The sequence below is a fragment of the Paenibacillus sp. L3-i20 genome, assembly GCF_022180385.2.
GTDB lineage: Bacteria > Bacillota > Bacilli > Paenibacillales > Paenibacillaceae > Pristimantibacillus.
This window is the reverse complement of the sequence record NZ_BQME02000001.1, coordinates 989549-1007098: the sequence shown is the minus strand read 5'-3', so window position 1 is coordinate 1007098 and position 17550 is coordinate 989549. Positions and strand designations below refer to the sequence as shown.

Here is a 17550-nt window from a genome sequence, read left to right as displayed (position 1 = left end):
TGTAAGGTGGACGTATCAATCATAATTCCTGTGTACAACAAAATGGAGCAGTTGGAGCGAACATTATATTTTGTACAGAGCCAGAACACTAGTGCCCGTTCATTTGAAGTCATCGTCGTTGATGACGGTTCGACAGAGCCGGTAAAACAAATAGTAGATTCCTTTGCAGAGCGAATCGTAAATTTGAAGTATATCTATCTGGAACGTAATAAAAAGTCTTGTCGTTCCCTAACTCGCAACACAGGGATACGTGAGAGTAGCGGTAACATTATTGTGTTCCTTGACTGCGGCATTGTTATTCCTGACTTTTTCGTAGAAAAAGTAGTTGATCGTATCGGTGATAGCAGCAATATGGTGTTATACCATTATATATTGGGTGCATTTACCGACCCGAATAAAGAGGACATGTCCGTCATTGAAGGTGTACATCCAGCAAATCTTGCCCATGTATGCGAGAAGCTCAAATATGATCCGGGCTGGGAGGATTTGCGTACATCACATTTTGAATTAATAAACAATGATTTGGGTAGGATGGATGTACCTTGGACGATGGGGTGGAGTGGAGCGGTTAGCGCTTCACGCAGCATCGTTCTTCAAACAGGCGGGTTCGATGAGACGATGAAAGGCTGGGGAGCAGAAGATACTGATTTTTCATATCGACTGCACAAAGAGGGGGCTTTGATGTATGCAACGGATGAGATTTGCACCTTGCATCTACCACATCCTTCTGACGATAATATTGATCAAAAAATAAAGTCCAGTTATTTGAATCGCAAAAAAATGCACGTTAAACAACGAACCTTTGATACAGAATTGTACCCTTACTCTGCTGATATGCACTTTGATCAGATTATGGCAAAGTTCAACCGTCTGTTGATTCATTATTACATTCCTGCATACAGCAATTCATTTATTAATGTACTTAATAGGGAATATGTACAAGGTGCGGAACGATCTGCGGTACTAGGTGCTGACAGCCATTCTTTTCTCTCATCACTAAATACATCGCATGTGTTCTTGCAAAACAAACATTTGCTCGAGCGATATCAAAGCACGTGGCCTGATAAAGAGTTTATTTATTTGCTCGGTTTGGATACCCATTATACTTCTAAGTACTTTGATGTGATTATCGTAACGGATTATATTAGAATGTTTAATGAACCGCTCATAAGTATTATGTTGAAAGAGTTATATCGAATAAGTAAGAAGCTTGTATTTCTGTATAATGACAGCTACGTATCCTATCTCGCGACAACGGCAGGATGGATGTGGCATAGCAGACAAGAGCTTGAAGCGCTCTTTGATCGCAATCAGTTAGAGTCTGGAACGGAACGCCAAGTGGATGATTGTATCGTGTTTGAGGTGGATAAAATAGTTGCGACTGTAGTATAAGCTGGAGAGATTCAAAGGCTTGTTAACGGATAGTTCCCTCATGCAAATTGTGCGGGACAATGGAGAAAAAATATTATACAGTAATTGTAGATGGCGAATGACCAAACATTATGTTTGTGGCATTCGCCATCTATATTTTATTTTGCTTAAGTGAGATTGAAGCTTTCGACAGGTTCGCTTCATCTTAAATAAGAGTTAAGAGCAGGCTCGTTAGTTCGATCCGTGTAGTACAAGCTTCATACCCTCTACTTTTAGCTTGTTCATCTGTTCTACCCAATTCCTGAATTTATCGAATGTCTGGTCATTGCAACCGAATAGCTCCTTCATTTCATTAGCAATCCGTTTTTCTTCATCGTTATAATTGCCATCCACTAAAATCAGCAGCAGCATTTCCGCTATAAAAATGCGCTTAAGTTGTTCGTCCTGCAAGTTGCCGACTAACTCTGCAGTTGAAAGTTGTGCCTCAGTATTAGGCTCCCAGTCGTCGAGACCAAGCTCATTCATCCAGCCTCGAATGTAAGTGGATTCATTACGATTCACGAATCCATCTGATTTGGCAATTCGGTGTGCAAGTTCTAGAAAAGCTTCTTTATGGTCGCGTTCTACGATGAATTGTAAAAACAATTGTACTCACTCCTCTTTTAACTTCCTGTTCGTACCCAATTAGGGATGATAGGTAGATACGTTCAGTTTAGTAGACTCGGAAGGGAAATTCAACCTATTGCAAGGTGTTGCTAGATAGACGTTGTGGAATATTTATATTTAATAAGGTAAAATGTTCCATTAGGAGGTGTGTTATGCGTTTAATAACTTGCATATTGATAGTGTTGCTAAGTTTAACAGGATGCCGAGCTGACTCAGAAAGTAAGAATGAGACTACCAAAATAACGTTGACGCCTGTTGAGTTGTTCAAGGGTAAAGAGGAGAAGTATAAACCATTTCTAGGTTCCATGACTGGAGCATTTAAATTACGCTACGATGGTAATAGACCCAGCCCAAGCTTAGATATTGATATATTGGAATATGGAAAGAAAATAGATTCAGCGGGTTCTATTGGTGATGTATTTTTCAGTACGGGAGATAAGGAAAATAAGGAAGTTGAAATTATGATATCGATAGATAAAGTTTCTATTAAGGATCAAGTGGATTATAACAAAATAAAAGTTAGCACAATAAATCCTTCTGGAGTTACCCATTCTACCTTTACTATGCCTGCTTGGGAAAAGGAGATGGTTGCACAAGGAGTGATCTCTAATCATAAATCAGTTACATTTGGAACGGATCAATCTGTTCATGTTTGGGGAATTCACGAAACAAGCGCCAACCAAATTCATACGGAGGATTTATCATCGGAATCAGTTAGCAGAATGGAAAGAGCGATTATGTTTACTTTGCGGTTTGAAGATTAGTTGTAGATAGCGAGAGGCATGATAGCGGCAAGGGCAGCCTCTAAGTTGAAGCGAAGGTTTTCTATTTTAATGTTTCACTCAGCATGGAATATAAATTGGATATCTTTCCCTGAAAACCCGGACAAAAAGTACGTGAGGAGAAAGCGATATGCACTTGGATAAAGAGATATATGAAGGCTACCACACCTGCAATCACCGTAGGCTGTACTGCAAATATTCACGTCATGTCACACCAAGTGTCATCTTAATAACAGGAATGGGCGATAGCTGTGATACATGGAATGAGGTTCAAGAACGGATCGCTCAGGAGACATCAACTTTTTCTTATGACAGGGCAGAGCTTGGCAAGAGTCAGGATGCTCCTGTTCCTCGAACTTGCTTAGATCTGGTCGCCAGGTTATATGCAAGCCTGTATCCGCATACTATTTTCGGTATGATTTTAGTTGATGCGGCACCTGAATATAAAGAGCTTGAGTATGAAAAGGTTTTATCAGGAAAGCTTGCTGCGAAAAACAGGGAGTATTACGAGAATCCTATGCGAAATAGCGAGAAGATCGATAAGATTAAAAGCTATCAACAAATCGTTGATCATACCGGACATGGGAGCTATCCTCTTTCTATTATTATTAGAGGTTTGCCTGATGAAGGGAGCGCAGATTGGCCCTCCCAAGATATATTGGAAATCGAGCAAAAACTGCAAGCTGATTTTGAGCGCCTCTCTACCGCTAGTAAAGTCCGAGTTGCGACTAATAGCGGACATTATATTCACCACGATGAACCGGAAATCGTGATTGAAGAAATTTTGATGATGGTGAGAGGATGGAGGGACTTGTGAGAACATCCTTCATTTCTAAAAATAAATCCACTGTGTGTAAGCGTACATAATGACCTTGGCGAGCACCTTGAGGTGATAACTGTCTAGCCCGGTTTCTTTTTGATCTTCACACAAAAAGCTGTCCCTTAGGTCTATAACCTTTGAGACAGCCCCCACTACTTAACGATTATTTGTTTTACCAGATCGAAACACGGTCCTCGGGTGCTACATACATGCCATCCCCATGGTTTATGCCATAAGCTTCATAAAATTGTTCGAAGTTCACAATTGTTCGGTTTACCCGAACTTTATTAGCGGAATGAGTATCTTCTTTGCTAAGAGAAGCCGCAAATTCTTTTGTTGATGTGTAGGTCCAAATTTCTGCGTTGCTTTCGAAAAACGCTCTGTAATCCGGATTGTCCGTTTCGGAAGCAACTTGCAGTGCAACAGCCATACCGGCTAAATCCGCCACATTTTCACCTAACGTGAGCAAACCGTTGTTTATGGCACCTGGGGCGACCTCAATCCCATCATAGAATGCAATTAGTTCTTGGCATTTCTCTTTAAACTTCTTAAAGTCTTCTTCTGTCCACCAGTTCTTCGCATTGCCATGTTCGTCGTATGCCGATCCATTGTTATCGAATGCATGGCTGATTTCATGACCAATTACAACGCCAATTGCTCCAAGATTTTGTTCAGGCTTGGCATTGATGTCATAAAAAGGTGATTGAAGAATACCAGCTGGGAATGTTATTTCGTTATTGAATGGGCTGTAGTAAGCATTAACGCTATAGACGCTAGCTATCCACATCCCCTTATTGACTGGTTTTCCAATACTAGATTTAAACACATCAACATAAGCGGAGTTAACTGCAAAAGTATTCGAGAACAACGAGCCGCCTTCGTTGTATGACTTTACCTCTACTTGATCCAGCGTCGTATCCCACTTATCCGGATATCCAACTTTTACAGTCATTGTCTCAAGCTTTTTGATTGCTTTTGCCTTGGTCGCTTCGGACAGCCAATCAAGCTGGTTGATCCTTTTTTCATAGGTGGCTATTATTTTCTTTGCCATCTGCTCCACATCTTTTTTGGCTACGGCGGAGAAATGTTTCTCCGCATACATTTGATCCAAATATGCGAACATCGTACCTTTTGTAGCATTTATGGCATTTTCTTTATCCGTTTTCGTTCCGACAACGCCGTATAAGGCTGCGTAAAAATCGTTTGAGACATTCCTAATTTCATCCGACAACAGCGAGCCTGTTTCCGCAAGCAGTCGTGCTTTAGTATAGGCTTTAAGTACATCCAGATTAGATTCTGTCATGAGCTCTGCGCCTTTTTGCGCAAGTTTCAAATCGTATACAATCACTTTATCGACTTGATTAACTTTCATTGATTTCAAAATCTGTTTCATATCGACTTCTTTATGCATGTCATCAAATTGTGCAATCGTATACGGATTGTAGTATTTATTAATATCAAGCCGTTCATGGCCCTCAAGCGAAACAGCAGCCAAGCTTTTTTCCATTTCATAAACCTGTTCGGCGCGAGCTTTTGCTGCGGACTCCTTCTCACCCGTCAGTACGAGATAGTTGGCTACCTGTTCGATGTATAATTTCTTTGCTTTTGCATCCCCGGTCACATAGCTGCTTTTATCCAAGCCTGTTGTAAGTCCCATGTAATACAGGACATTTTCCTTACTGTTCTTGGGGTCACTTGTAATCGAAATTCGGAACAGTGTACTTAGAGCTATTTCCTTTTCCATGGTAAGGTCTGCTTGGACAAGCTCGTCGAGAGTTTTGGCCCTGTCAATCGCAGCTATATATTTCTTGATGGGTTCAATCCCTTGTTTGTTTCGTTGTTCGCTATTGAGTGCCGTTACATAAAAATCGGCAAGTTTACGCTCTTTTGTTCCTGAAGCGAATTGTTTTTTTGTTAGTTCTTCTACGATTACAGCTATTTTATTATTATTTTGCTTACTTAGTTCTGGGAAGCTTCCGTCCCAAAGCTCCCCTGCGGGGATGGTTGATTTTTGTAGCCACTTCTTATTGATTGCTTCATAAAAGTCATCGTTTAAATGAGAGCCTTCGAGCGCCCATACTCTGGATATAAACGTCTGTAACTCCGATATCGTAATCGTGTCGTTAACACCTAATGTGCCTTCACCCTTACCCGTCAGCACACCTGCTTTCAACAGTTTATTGATATCTTTTTTAGCCCAAGTAGGTATTTCGGTAAACGCCACGTCAAACGTTCCAACCCGCAAGTCGTTCCCTACTGGCTCGGGCAGCTCGCCAAATGCTCTGCTCAGCATAACTAAAGCTTCAATTTTTTTAACAGGTTCATTTTCTCTTAAATCTCCGTTTTCATAACCTTGAATAATCGTTCCTTTGTGAAGATTAGCGTTATAAGCATCTGCTGCGTTCAACAAGGTGCTAACGATGTCTCCTCGTGTTGCTGGCGCAGGCGGTGCTGTATCAGCATAAGCCGATGCGCTTACGTATAGTGCCATAGCTATTGCTACGGGTAAGGATAATAATTTCTTTTTCATCTTTGGACTCCTTCGTGGTTTATTTTTAGTACCGAAAATCTACAAATGGCCTATTTCATTCATATCCTGTATTACATTAATAACTATAGTGAATACAGTAATTAATGTATATGCATAATATATACACTAATTACTTATTCGTCAATATGTTGTTTAAGGGTAATTTTTTCATTTCATTGTTGAATTGTGTTGTTCAACCAGATACGATAAAAAGAGCAGCACGTAGCGATAATGGCCCATGTTGCTCGTTTTCTCAACTCTGAAAGCATTTACTTTTAGGAGAGTAGAGGAAACGAAGCATTCGACTATTTTGTGCTAGTCATTTCGAAATGGAGGGATATCGATGAACAGGTATGTTCTACACATCGTGTTAGCTATATTTATTATTGTTATGTCTATACTTACACTTTGGTATGGCTTATGGGATGCCAAGCAGCCCAAAACTGGACCAGTTGGTAATGGATATACACCCCCTACATTTATTGACCTACTTCCACACTGCATAACTTTTCTTACAGGAATTATTAACTTACCAGTAGCTATCCATAGATACTCGAAATTTAAACGAACAAAAGGAAATGGAGAAATTAATAAGTAGCAGGATAGGTTTAATCTTTTTTCAAGAGATGAATGGATTAGGAGAATGACGGTTGCTTCGGCAGCCGTTTATTTTGTTGTATATCAAAGAAATGAAACATTTTTCAAAGGATAAACGTGTTCTGGGTAGAAGGAGGGGAGAAATTGAGAATGAGTGAGTGGGATAGGAAAGAAGATTCAGTACTTCTGGTAAACAAATACGCCGATATAGTTCTTCGCTTGGCACTAGCGCATGTTGGGAATTTTGCGGATGCACAGGATGTATGTCAGGAAGTTTTTATTAAGCTCTTTAATTATCAACGCCCCTTTAACGATAAGGAACATGAGAAAGCGTGGATTATCCGGGTAACGATAACTACATGCAGGGATGTAATTAGAAGTCCATGGAAAAAATGGTTCTCACTTGTTGAGGAAGTGCCTCTACCCAATTATTTTATAGAAAATATGGAGGTTTTGCCCGTTGTTCTTACGCTCCCTCGGAAGTATAGGGTGGTCATCCATCTTCATTACTATGAAGGTTACAAAACGTTAGAAATTGCGGAGCTCTTGAAGGTAAAGGAGAGCACAATTCGGACGCAGTTGAAACGAGCGAAAGAGCTTCTCAGAGCAAAAATAACAGGAGGATTTGCTAATGACAATAGATCAAAATTATAGAAATGATATGAACGAAATAAACGTGAGTAGCGAGCTCAAGCAAACATTAATCAGTATTCCTCATAGAAGTACCGCTGAAAAACAGTCTACGGTTTCCATATTTCATAGAAAATTGACTATGATCACCGTTTCTTGCCTGATGATAAGCCTACTTGCTCTAGGTGGGACGCTTGCTCTCCAACATACAAAAACAACTAATACAATTACATTGTTTAGTGGGTTTGCAATTACTGCGTACGCGGCAGACGGTACAACATTACAGGTAAATCCTGATATCGAATTTCCACTTGGTCAATATTCGATGATTATGAGCAATGCGCCGGGTTTTCCTATAACAATTGCTGCTGAAGGTGCAGATCTGATCGAATTGCAAGCATCGGATGGGCAGCTGTTGAATTGGAATCATAGTGACTCCAAAATAATAGTATTGGGAAAGGAAGTGACCGTTAAATCTGGCGATACGATTTACTGGTCCCCCTTAGCAGAAGGCAGTGCGTCACAAGCAGCAGCAATTAAGAGTGAGCTTGAAATAACTGCTTACAAAAATAAAACAAAGCTAGGCAACAGTAGAATTGAGATTACTTCGGATGATAATGGCATGTATTCAGGTAAGCTTAGCAACTAGAGGGAGGATGATAACAGTTTAGGACGAATGCCATTAACCCTCTATATTGGCGAACACAATGTGAGTTGCGAAAGCATTATTTCGGCGAACACCATGGAAGTTACGATAGAATTATTTGGGGAAATATTACTTGTAATTAGAACTGTGTTTGTAAAATAATAGTGTAATCAGTGAAAGGAGAAATGAACAAATGACAATCGAGTTTTCAGTGTCGCAAGCAACTATTAATGATCTAAATGACTTAGCACCTTTATTTGACTTGTATCGTGTTTTTTATGGGCAATCTTCTAATCAGGAGGGAGCCAAACAGTTTCTGTTTGAAAGGTTTGACCATGCTGAATCTATCATATATATCGCTAGACATCATACAACGGATCAGGCAATTGGCTTCGCCCAGTTGTACCCGACGTTTTCATCTATTTCTATGAAAAGGTCATGGGTGCTTAATGATCTTTATGTTAGTGAGGAGTACCGTAAGCATGGAGTTGCTAGAAAATTGTTGGAGGAAGTAAAAACGTTTGCCCTGCAAACAAAAGCAAAAGGAATTGCACTATCGACGGCCCCAGAAAACATAAAGGCGCAGTCATTGTATGAAGGACTTGGATATGTTAAGGACGATGAATATTATCAGTATTTCTTAACACTGCCGCAGCAATAGTAAAAAACTTGCCAATGAGCGATATTTACTCCTAGACCAAGTATTTTGGGTTAACTTTGTGGCTTTTTATACCCGGTGATGAACCGGGTTTAATTATTTGGAGGAGGTAGGGGCGGATTGTTGTTATGCCTAACGAACCGTCTAACGAACCGTCTAACGAACCGTCTAACGGACTGTCTAACGAACCGTAAAGTGCTTATTAATAAAGATTCCGCGGTTTATTTCTTCTAACGAACTCAAATGGCGTTATTTCCTCATAAACAACAGTAATCAAGCTGATTTTCTCGAAATAGGGAATCTGGAATTCGTTAAAATTCAAACCCATCACATATGAATCAAATAAGAGTTGCTGAGTTCGTTAGCTAATGTGCTTTGAAAAAGCAGAAGGGCAACCGTTAACTGAAGATGCTCCAAATGAGATTTTTTTCAAACAAACGGGAATGTTTAAGGGCAAAATGTATAGCATTACTATCAAAAAAGCCTTCACTGCTTTCGCAGAAAAGGCCCTCATATCTTTCCCTTTTCAAAGTTTCATTGGCAAGGGATAGGATAATCATTAGCTTCGTGTAACAGGAATCCTACGTTACTTCTGTTCTTCAACAATTTCTTGTTGGTGTGTATCCTCAGTGTGTTGCGGAATGACTTTGGTATTATTCTGTTCCGCTTGTTGTTGAAGAACCTCATTGTTATTGGTGTTTTCGTCGGTGTGGAAATCATTTTGATCCGCATCAAAAATATTAGTTCCCATGGAAGTACCTCCAGTTATATGTAGTTGTGACATGAATAATATGCTCTAGTAGAGGATCGTTTATCCATCGTCAAACTACTCACACCAACTGCCATTATAATCAAACGTTAAAACTCTGGATATTTGACGACAGGCCATTTCTCCTTACGTAAAACATCCAGCAATTCTGCTCCGACGTGTAAATTATCTTCTATTAGTTCACGTGGTGTGAGCGCCATCCATTGGTTTAAAGACACATCAACAAATCTGTCGCTTTTGAACATCTCCAAAAATCTCAACGTTTGGTTACCCGTATTTTGAATATAGTGTCCAGTAGCAAATGGTACATATCCCACATCACCTGCTCTGTAATTGAATGTACGAGCCGTACCATTGCCCGCAAATACCGTCATGCGTCCTTGTCCAGTCAAGTAATATTGCCACTCGTCATTATTAGGATGCCAATGAAGCTCTCTCATTGCTCCGGGTTCGACTTCGACCAGTGCAGCAGCAATCGTTTTGGAGGCTGGAAAGTTGGTGGAGTCCACAATTCGTACGCTCCCACCCGGTGTTTTAATTGGTGTTTGTGCTAGAAGCTCGTACTTGAAACTTTGCGGAATAGTCCCGTAGGGAGATTTAATCTTCTGACTCTCCAGCGAACCAGGTACTTTATCTTGAAAAATATAAACTTGTTCCCTTGGGATGTTGTTAAATACACTATCTGGTACGCCGAAATTGGCTGATAGCACTTCTTTGGGAGTATGGGCAAACCAGTCGGAAATAGATAGTGTATTGAGGTCCGAAAAGTTACCATCATCAAAAACAAGTAGAAACTCGCAGCCCCCTTCCAGCCCCTGAATAGAATGTGGAATACCGGGAGGAAAGTACCAGAGATCGCCCGGACCAAGGTCTGCGATGAAATTTCGACCATCTTGGTCAACTGACGTTATTCGTGCCCTTCCCCATAACATAAATGACCATTCAGCTTGTTGATGCCAATGGAGCTCACGTACTCCGCCGGGTGTGAGGCACATATTTACACCTGCCAGCGTGGTTGCGATAGGCAACTCCCTCACTGTAATTTCTCGGGACCAGCCTCCATGATTTAATGTCATAGTCGTATCTGAAAATGAAAATTTCAAGTTTGGTAGTAGACCCGCATCTGTAATAGGCGGAACCAGCATATCAGGGTTTTCAAGATCTCGCATAATATCGCGAGGTCCGAGATCAGGTGCGCCTGCACCGTCACTTCGAATGGGCTGTGGAACATGATTAGAAGTCCCTTGAATTTTTGGTTGGTTATCCATTACACATACTCCTCACCATTAATTTCAACTAATATATGAGTTTTGAGAAGAGGGTATGATTTTTGAAATGTAATGAAGCTCGATTTAAAAAGGTTACCATGGAATCATTGAAATTATCAGAGTAGTCTGATATAAATGGTTAATAAGAGTCTGGTATGTGTGACTGGCGTAAACGTGGAGGAACCACGAGGGAGCACATATTTCATAAGCCGTACGCCTGGGCAAAGTATTTGGTCTAAGACCGAATACTTTTATTTGTTTTACAGGGGGATGATGGAATGAGTCAGGCAGGGCAAGCAAGAAATGTAGCCATTTTTATTTTTGACAATGTAGAGGTATTGGATTTTGCAGGGCCATTCGAAGTATTTACGGTAGGAAGCAACAGAGGGCAAGACTTCAATGTGTATACAGTGGCTGAGAACGATCGGCCTATTACAGCGTTAGGTAATTTGAGTATTAACCCCGCTTACACTATTCATAACTGTCCTAAACCAGATATTTTGATCATTCCTGGCGGATGGGGTGCAAGAACTGAAATGAACAATGACATCATATTATATTGGATTCGCGAAGTGTCGAAGGATGTGGAACTGCTACTTTCCGTTTGTACGGGTGCATTAATTTTAGCGAGCGCTAATTTATTGGATGGTTTGCAGCTAACGACAAATCGTAATGCGGTTAATGAATTAAAAGCAATTATTCCAGAAACAGCTACTATAGTTGAGGATGCTCGTTATGTCGACAATGGTCGAATCATTCTTTCGGCTGGAGTGTCTGCTGGTATTGATATGTCATTATATGTAGTTGGAAAACTTCTTGGAGAAGAGAGAGCATTACAGACTACTCGTCTGATGGAATACGATTGGATCAAGGCAACTTAGAAATAGGGAGGCAATGAGATTGAATATTCGCCTATTAAGGCAAGAGGATGAAAGATACGTTGCAGGGATTATGTCGGGGTATTCTCTACAGTTCCCGCCATTCGTCGTCGACCGGTATCCACAACGCTGGAGCAACTTTTTGCAGGATGCCAGTAGGTGTGCTTATTATGTCGCTACTACTGATTCGAATGAAGTGACTGGTCATGCCGGCTTTCTATTTAATGAAGAAGTTGGACTTTATGAAATAGTCGGGGTTGCTGTTTCGAACAGCTATCAGCGACATGGCATAGGTAAACGATTGATTTATACGATTTGCAACAAGTTACAAGAGTTTGGGGCAAATGCAGTGATCCTCTATACACTCGGTCATACTGGGACTGAGGACACTTTGACGTTTTATCGAAGTATTGGATTTGAAATGCTTGACTATGAAAAGGACTATTTCGAAACTTCTTTTGATAGAGTTACTTTTGTAAAAACATTGTAATGAACAGGTTGGATTCAGGACATAAGATAAGCTTTTCCTTTTCGAAGGAGGAGCTTGTTTTTTTGTCGTTCCGCAGCGAATCAAGCGCCAATTCGTTCATGCATTGCGCATACTATTTTGGAGAAGGAATGATAGGATGGATGACTTTTACTTCTTCATCATCCCTCCGACAGAGATTATGTCAGTCTTGAGTTGTATTAATTTTTGACCTTAGGGCTGGCTGCAATTATGGACTGTAGCCGGAGTTTGAAGAGGGGAATGTGAATTATGATAGAGAAGTATCGGATGTAAAAATTAGTTAAAAGTTAATGGAGGGAAGACTATGTTGGTGGCAAAAAGTAAGAAAAGAAAGAGGAACAAATGGGCGGCAGCGCTTATGGCAGCTATTATTACAGTAACGACAGTTTCATTACCAGAAAACAAAGTGGCAGCTGCAATTGCTAATGGTCCTAAAGACGCTAAAGAGGTAGAGGCATTTGCGGATGCATACTTCAACCGACCGGAAGTGAAAAAGTCATTGGCTGGAGGGGCATTTGTTGTTGTAGGTGAAGATAAGGTGCTGCTGAATAAAGGCTTTGGATATGCAGATGTGAAAAGTAAGAAGCTGATCGATCCGAATGAAACTCTTTTCCGAGTAGCTTCTGTGTCGAAGGTATTTACAGCTACGGCGCTAATGCAACTAGTTGAAGAAGGTAAGGTTGATTTAAATGGGGATATACACAACTATACAAGTGGTTTTAAAGTAGCAAACAAAACAACGACTAAGCTGAAAATACAAGATTTGCTCACACACACTTCCGGATTTGATTATTCCGATATAGACCTTGCCGGACCTTCTACACTAGAACAATACATCGAAAATTACGCACCAACTGTAGTCCGCAAACCCGGAACTGCTTACAAATATGACAACTACGCATCAAACCTACAGGGCTATATTGTGCAGAAGATGACAAATAAGCCCTTCGAGGAAGTCGTTGAAGATAAGATATTCCGTCCCCTTGGTATGACAAATAGTGATTTCCGTATAACAGATAAGGTAAAGGAAAAGCTCGCAACGGGCCATAATGGAAACGGTGAGGCAATGCCTTTTTATGAAATTAATCCACCCATTATGCCAACAGGAGGTATGGTTGCGACAAGTACAGATATTTCCAAGTTCATGTTAGCTCATTTGAATGGCGGCCAACTAGGCAATCAAAGGATTTTGCAGGAGAAAACGGTCAAAGAAATGCATCAGACACGCATCTCCATTCACCCAGAGTTACCGACTATGAGTTATGGATTTGAAATGTTTCATCGCGAAAACTACAATGGCGAAAATGTGATTGGGAAAGCTGGAGATTTGTCAGGTTTTCATTCATGGATGTGGCTGCTGCCTGATCGTAAAGTTGGTGGTTTTATTGTACTTAATGGCGATAAGGATAACACAGCGATCATTTCAGGATTGTTTAAAGCTTTTATGGATCATTATTATCCGGAAACGGACAAAGAGCGTCCCGTTCTTGCACTCACTAAAGCTCAATTAACAAAGTATGAAGGAAGCTACCGTTTCTTGCGTTATCCGCTTGCACACTTTGCTGTTAGAGCAGAAGAGGGATATCTTTCGTTTAGCGGAGCAACCGGGAATAAAAAGCTAGTACCTATTGGCGATGGACTGTTTCGTGATGAATCGGGAAAAGCAGCTGCTTTTAAAGGGAATGAGGAAGGTAAAATAACTCATCTTGATTATTCCATACCATCTGCATGGAGCGAGCGAGTGGAGGACAAACGAGATTACGATGATGTGCCTCGTAATCATCCATATGCCAATGAAATTTATACGCTGCGTACGTTAGATGGTGCACTTAACCCGGATGCAGTCGCATTTGAACCTGAGAGAGCTTTGACCCGTGCTGAATTTGCGACACAGCTGCATCATTTAATGAATTATCCGTTGACGCAGGTAGCTACAACCTTTGCTGATACAGAAGGTCATCGCTACTCAACTGAAATTAATCAACTCGCAGTAATCGGAATTATTAAAGGAAATGCCACAGGACAGTTTTATCCTGATCGAATTATTACACGCGAAGAAGCTGCTGTTATGGTCTATCGCTCGATGCAAACGTTTGGCGCATTAGCAATTCCAGTGAAATTGAGCGGCGAGACGGCTATATGGGGTCAAGAAGCAGTGCAATTCCTCGTAGCAACTGGCATGGCTGGGCCTGAAATCGAACCAAGTGAAAGCGGAGCTGATTTCCGTTCAAAAGATGAGCTGCTTCATAAGGAATCTGCATTTATATTATCTAATATTGCTAGAGTACTTGTAGCGGCAATGGGCTTTTAATTGTAGATTGATTTTTCTTTTTGGGAGAAGCAAATGATTGTCCAGCAATTCTAATTTAATATCTAATATGTAAGGCAGTTTGGAACTTTATTTTCAAGTTCGAGACTGCTTTTTGTCGTGAAATTAGTATACCTACTTACTAGCGAGGTTTGTTCGAATATAGCCGTATCCATATTTTTGAAATACTGTATCAAAAGAGCCTAAACTGCTTTTGCAGAAAAGGCTAAGAGAAATACGAATGATCTCTTCTGCATGAATGGGATCATCACTTGCTTCGTGATCGATTGCTCGTCGTTCAATAACAATTTCTTCATGCATCACAGAAACTGTAATTTCTTCAGCTCTTCAACAAACTCTTTTCGAAGAATGACTTCAATAAATATGTGACAGTGCGCCAAAAGGTATACAAAATGTATAATAAAAGAACGGTAGCTTACAATTAAAGAAGCGTCTTGCGTTAGAATAGAAAATGAATCACAAATCCGATTAACAAGTCACAAATTAATGGAGATAACGATGACTGAACAAAAAATGACTATAGAAGCAGGTTGGAAGTTTGACAATAGTTACGCTCGCCTGCCGCAATCCCTATTCTCTACGCTTAACTTAAACCCTGTTAGTGCACCAAAGCTAATCATTCTTAATGAGTCATTGGCAACATCACTAGGGTTGAGTGTCCAAGATTTACAAAGTGATAAAGGTTTAGCAGTGCTTGCAGGTAACGAAATTCCAGAAGGCGGATTGCCTCTTGCACAAGCTTATGCTGGCCATCAATTTGGACATTTTACGATGCTGGGTGACGGTCGGGCGATTCTGCTTGGAGAACAGATTACACCTCTAAACGAACGGGTAGATATTCAGCTTAAAGGTTCAGGCAGAACACCATATTCTCGTGGGGGCGATGGTCGAGCGGCACTTGGGCCGATGCTGCGAGAATACATTATGAGCGAAGCCATGCATGGGCTAGGTATTGCTACTACCCGCAGCTTAGCTGTCGTGACAACGGGTGAGTCCGTTCAACGAGAAATGAAGCTGCCGGGTGCAATTGTTACACGCATAGCTGCTAGTCATCTACGTGTAGGCACTTTCCAATACGCTGCAAATTGGGGAACAGTTCATGATCTTCGGGCTTTGGCAGATTACACTGTGCAAAGACATTATCCTGAGGTTGCGGCTGATGAAAACCGTTATTTATCGTTACTTCAAGCCGTAATCAAGCGTCAGGCTGGGCTTATTGCCAAGTGGCAGCTTGTTGGTTTTATTCATGGGGTAATGAACACCGACAACATGGCTATTAGTGGAGAAACGATTGATTATGGACCTTGCGCCTTCATGGATGATTATGATCCAGCGACGGTGTTTAGTTCTATTGATAAGAATGGGCGCTATGCATATGGTAATCAGCCGCAAATTGCCGCATGGAACCTCGCAAGATTTGCGGAAACGTTATTGCCGCTTCTGCATACTGACGAGGAACAAGCTATAAAGCTTGCCGAAGGTGCAATCGCACAATTTGCCGAATTATTTTATCAAAATTGGCTCGCAGGAATGAGGGCGAAGCTGGGATTGTTAGGCGAAGAAGAGCAGGATGAAACTCTTATTAAAGATTTGCTCAATTTGATGCAGAAGTATGAAGCTGACTACACAAATACGTTCCTCTCGCTAACATTTGATAAACGGGATGGCAACGCTATGTTTGGTACTGACGAATTTACTCAGTGGCATGAGCTGTGGCAGACGAGACTAGAGGGGCAACAAGAGTCAGATGAAGCTGCTAAGCAATTGATGAAGAGCAGCAATCCGGCGCTAATCCCTCGTAATCATCGGGTTGAGGAAGCGTTGCAGGCTGCAGAAAATGGAGATTCGAGCGTGATGGAGCAACTTCTAAACGTTCTAAAAAATCCATTTGTTCATTCTCCTGAGCAAGAAGAATACGCAACTCTGCCAGCGCCAACAACCTATCCATATCGAACTTATTGCGGTACGTAAAAAAATGAAAAATAATAATGTAAGTCTTCTAACCTGCTCTTAGAGTGGCAAAGAAGGCTTATTTTTGCTAGGAATGAATTGTTTGAGCATATATAGAATACGTCGATGCGTTCAAGTTATAATGAGTGCAGGTAGCTTGAGAGGAGCGGATTGCATTGGATTACCGATTGGAAGTTATGTTCGAGCCCGTACACGAGCTTATTGCAAGCCTTCACACTTATATATGTCGTAACTCTCATAAAAAGCTTGATCTGCCATCGACATGGGCAAACGATACCCGCCAAAAGCTTACCCCTGAGCTAGATTCACTGCTAAGTGGGACAAAAATGAATGCGGAGTGGAAGCTAATTTATTTACTCATTCATCTATGTCCAGACACAGTTAGTGCGGAAGGCTTTTTGAAATGGCTTGACGGATTAACTGTGGGTGACTTGAATGAGCTTGTTCTTAACTATGTTGACCAATATCCAGAAAGCATGCACGATTTTCGTTCCCGGACATTAACAATGATTGATGGTTGGAACGAGCAATATTTCCGTCATATCGAGCCAACTATTATCACAGCATTGCAGAAGGAGTTAAACGAACGGAAAGCTGCAATGCACAGCATGTCTCAGGAAGTATTTATCGATGAAACAACAAATGGTTTGCGATTTATGCAAACAGAAGGTTTAAATAAGCTCATCCTTATTCCGCAATTTCACTTTCAGCCAATTAATATGATCTTTCGTTTTGGCGAAGTTACGTTATGCCACTATTCCGCAAGAATTAATCTAGAGCAGGAAGATTTCCTTTCTCCACATAATTATCGTGTACTTCGCAGTCTTGGTGAGAGGAATCGTTTGAAAATATTACGTTATCTCCACAAAGGTCCACGGAGTTTCAGTGAGATCGTTCGTCACCTTGGTCTGTCGAAAGGAATTACTCATGATCATATTGCCAAATTGCGTACCGCAGGCTTAATTTGTGCTCATTTCGATGGAGATACTCTAACTGAATACAGCTTAAGATCACATGCCTTATTACGAATTCAAAGCAATTTACTTGATTTTATTGAGCGATAACGGGTAACCCTTAATGAAACCTCTTCTAAACGAAGCCATTTCTGCACCGGAAAGTCGGAGCAT

Annotated in this window: 17 protein-coding genes and 1 riboswitch; of the genes, 12 read left to right on the top strand and 5 right to left on the bottom strand. The window is 40.9% G+C overall.

The window, feature by feature from the left end; genetic code table 11:
• The first annotated feature begins 6 nt into the window (after positions 1–6).
• Positions 7–1392 (top strand): glycosyltransferase family 2 protein, encoded by a 1386-nt coding sequence (locus tag MFF31_RS04875; RefSeq protein WP_238186982.1) that lies wholly within the window; start codon positions 7–9, stop codon positions 1390–1392.
• Positions 1393–1602: 210 nt separating this feature from the next.
• On the opposite strand, the gene MFF31_RS04870 is transcribed toward MFF31_RS04875, so the two are convergent.
• Entirely contained in the window at positions 1603–2016 is a 414-nt protein-coding gene (locus tag MFF31_RS04870) for a tellurite resistance TerB family protein (protein ID WP_238186981.1), read from the bottom strand.
• A 173-nt stretch (positions 2017–2189) separates the two neighbouring features.
• Between MFF31_RS04870 and MFF31_RS04865 the strand changes: the two genes are divergently transcribed.
• On the top strand, positions 2190–2801 hold the full coding sequence (locus MFF31_RS04865) for a hypothetical protein (protein ID WP_238186980.1): 612 nt from the start codon (positions 2190–2192) through the stop codon (positions 2799–2801).
• A gap of 148 nt (positions 2802–2949) precedes the next feature.
• Positions 2950–3636: an alpha/beta hydrolase gene (locus MFF31_RS04860; RefSeq protein ID WP_238186979.1), complete on the top strand. Its 687-nt coding sequence runs from the start codon at positions 2950–2952 to the stop codon at positions 3634–3636.
• A gap of 175 nt (positions 3637–3811) precedes the next feature.
• Here the strand turns inward: MFF31_RS04860 and MFF31_RS04855 are convergent, their stop codons facing one another.
• Positions 3812–6169, bottom strand: a complete 2358-nt coding sequence (locus MFF31_RS04855; protein ID WP_238186978.1) for a M13 family metallopeptidase — start codon at positions 6167–6169, stop codon at positions 3812–3814.
• Between the two features lie 343 nt (positions 6170–6512).
• Between MFF31_RS04855 and MFF31_RS04850 the strand changes: the two genes are divergently transcribed.
• From MFF31_RS04850 to MFF31_RS04835, 4 genes are all read left to right on the top strand, one after another.
• Positions 6513–6767, top strand: coding sequence for a hypothetical protein (locus MFF31_RS04850; RefSeq protein WP_238186977.1), 255 nt, complete (start codon positions 6513–6515; stop codon positions 6765–6767).
• A gap of 149 nt (positions 6768–6916) precedes the next feature.
• The gene (locus MFF31_RS04845) at positions 6917–7420 is read left to right on the top strand and encodes an RNA polymerase sigma factor (RefSeq protein WP_238186976.1); all 504 of its coding nucleotides are present in this window, start codon (positions 6917–6919) and stop codon (positions 7418–7420) included.
• Positions 7398–8045 carry a hypothetical protein gene (locus tag MFF31_RS04840; protein WP_238186975.1) on the top strand — a complete coding sequence of 216 codons (648 nt, stop codon included), beginning with the start codon at positions 7398–7400 and terminating at the stop codon, positions 8043–8045. Before MFF31_RS04845 ends, MFF31_RS04840 begins: the two co-directional genes overlap by 23 nt.
• Before the next feature lie 190 nt (positions 8046–8235).
• Positions 8236–8703 carry a GNAT family N-acetyltransferase gene (locus MFF31_RS04835; RefSeq protein WP_238186974.1) on the top strand — a complete coding sequence of 156 codons (468 nt, stop codon included), beginning with the start codon at positions 8236–8238 and terminating at the stop codon, positions 8701–8703.
• Positions 8704–9286: 583 nt separating this feature from the next.
• On the opposite strand, the gene MFF31_RS04830 is transcribed toward MFF31_RS04835, so the two are convergent.
• Positions 9287–9451, bottom strand: coding sequence for a hypothetical protein (locus MFF31_RS04830; RefSeq protein WP_238186973.1), 165 nt, complete (start codon positions 9449–9451; stop codon positions 9287–9289).
• Positions 9452–9558: 107 nt separating this feature from the next.
• Entirely contained in the window at positions 9559–10737 is a 1179-nt protein-coding gene (locus MFF31_RS04825) for an oxalate decarboxylase family bicupin (protein ID WP_238186972.1), read from the bottom strand.
• Positions 10738–10886: 149 nt separating this feature from the next.
• Positions 10887–10967: riboswitch (ZMP/ZTP riboswitch) on the top strand.
• Positions 10968–11015: 48 nt separating this feature from the next.
• On the opposite strand from MFF31_RS04825, the gene MFF31_RS04820 reads away from it, so the two are divergent.
• The 3 genes from MFF31_RS04820 (at position 11016) to MFF31_RS04810 (ending at position 14434) form a co-directional block, all read left to right on the top strand.
• Positions 11016–11618, top strand: a complete 603-nt coding sequence (locus MFF31_RS04820; protein WP_238186971.1) for a DJ-1/PfpI family protein — start codon at positions 11016–11018, stop codon at positions 11616–11618.
• Positions 11619–11631: 13 nt separating this feature from the next.
• On the top strand, positions 11632–12105 hold the full coding sequence (locus MFF31_RS04815; protein ID WP_238186970.1) for a GNAT family N-acetyltransferase: 474 nt from the start codon (positions 11632–11634) through the stop codon (positions 12103–12105).
• A 322-nt stretch (positions 12106–12427) separates the two neighbouring features.
• On the top strand, positions 12428–14434 hold the full coding sequence (locus tag MFF31_RS04810; RefSeq protein WP_238186969.1) for a serine hydrolase domain-containing protein: 2007 nt from the start codon (positions 12428–12430) through the stop codon (positions 14432–14434).
• Between the two features lie 132 nt (positions 14435–14566).
• Here MFF31_RS04810 and MFF31_RS25370 read toward each other — a convergent pair whose 3' ends face one another.
• Positions 14567–14752: a hypothetical protein gene (locus MFF31_RS25370; protein WP_375541300.1), complete on the bottom strand. Its 186-nt coding sequence runs from the start codon at positions 14750–14752 to the stop codon at positions 14567–14569.
• Between the two features lie 198 nt (positions 14753–14950).
• Here MFF31_RS25370 and MFF31_RS04805 point away from each other — a divergent pair, with 198 nt between their 5' ends.
• Together MFF31_RS04805 and MFF31_RS04800 are read left to right on the top strand one after the other, a co-directional pair.
• The gene (locus MFF31_RS04805) at positions 14951–16423 is read left to right on the top strand and encodes a protein adenylyltransferase SelO (RefSeq protein WP_238186968.1); all 1473 of its coding nucleotides are present in this window, start codon (positions 14951–14953) and stop codon (positions 16421–16423) included.
• Between the two features lie 155 nt (positions 16424–16578).
• Complete coding sequence (locus MFF31_RS04800; RefSeq protein ID WP_238186967.1) at positions 16579–17487, top strand: ArsR/SmtB family transcription factor; 909 nt, start codon at positions 16579–16581, stop codon at positions 17485–17487.
• Positions 17488–17550: the final 63 nt, after the last annotated feature.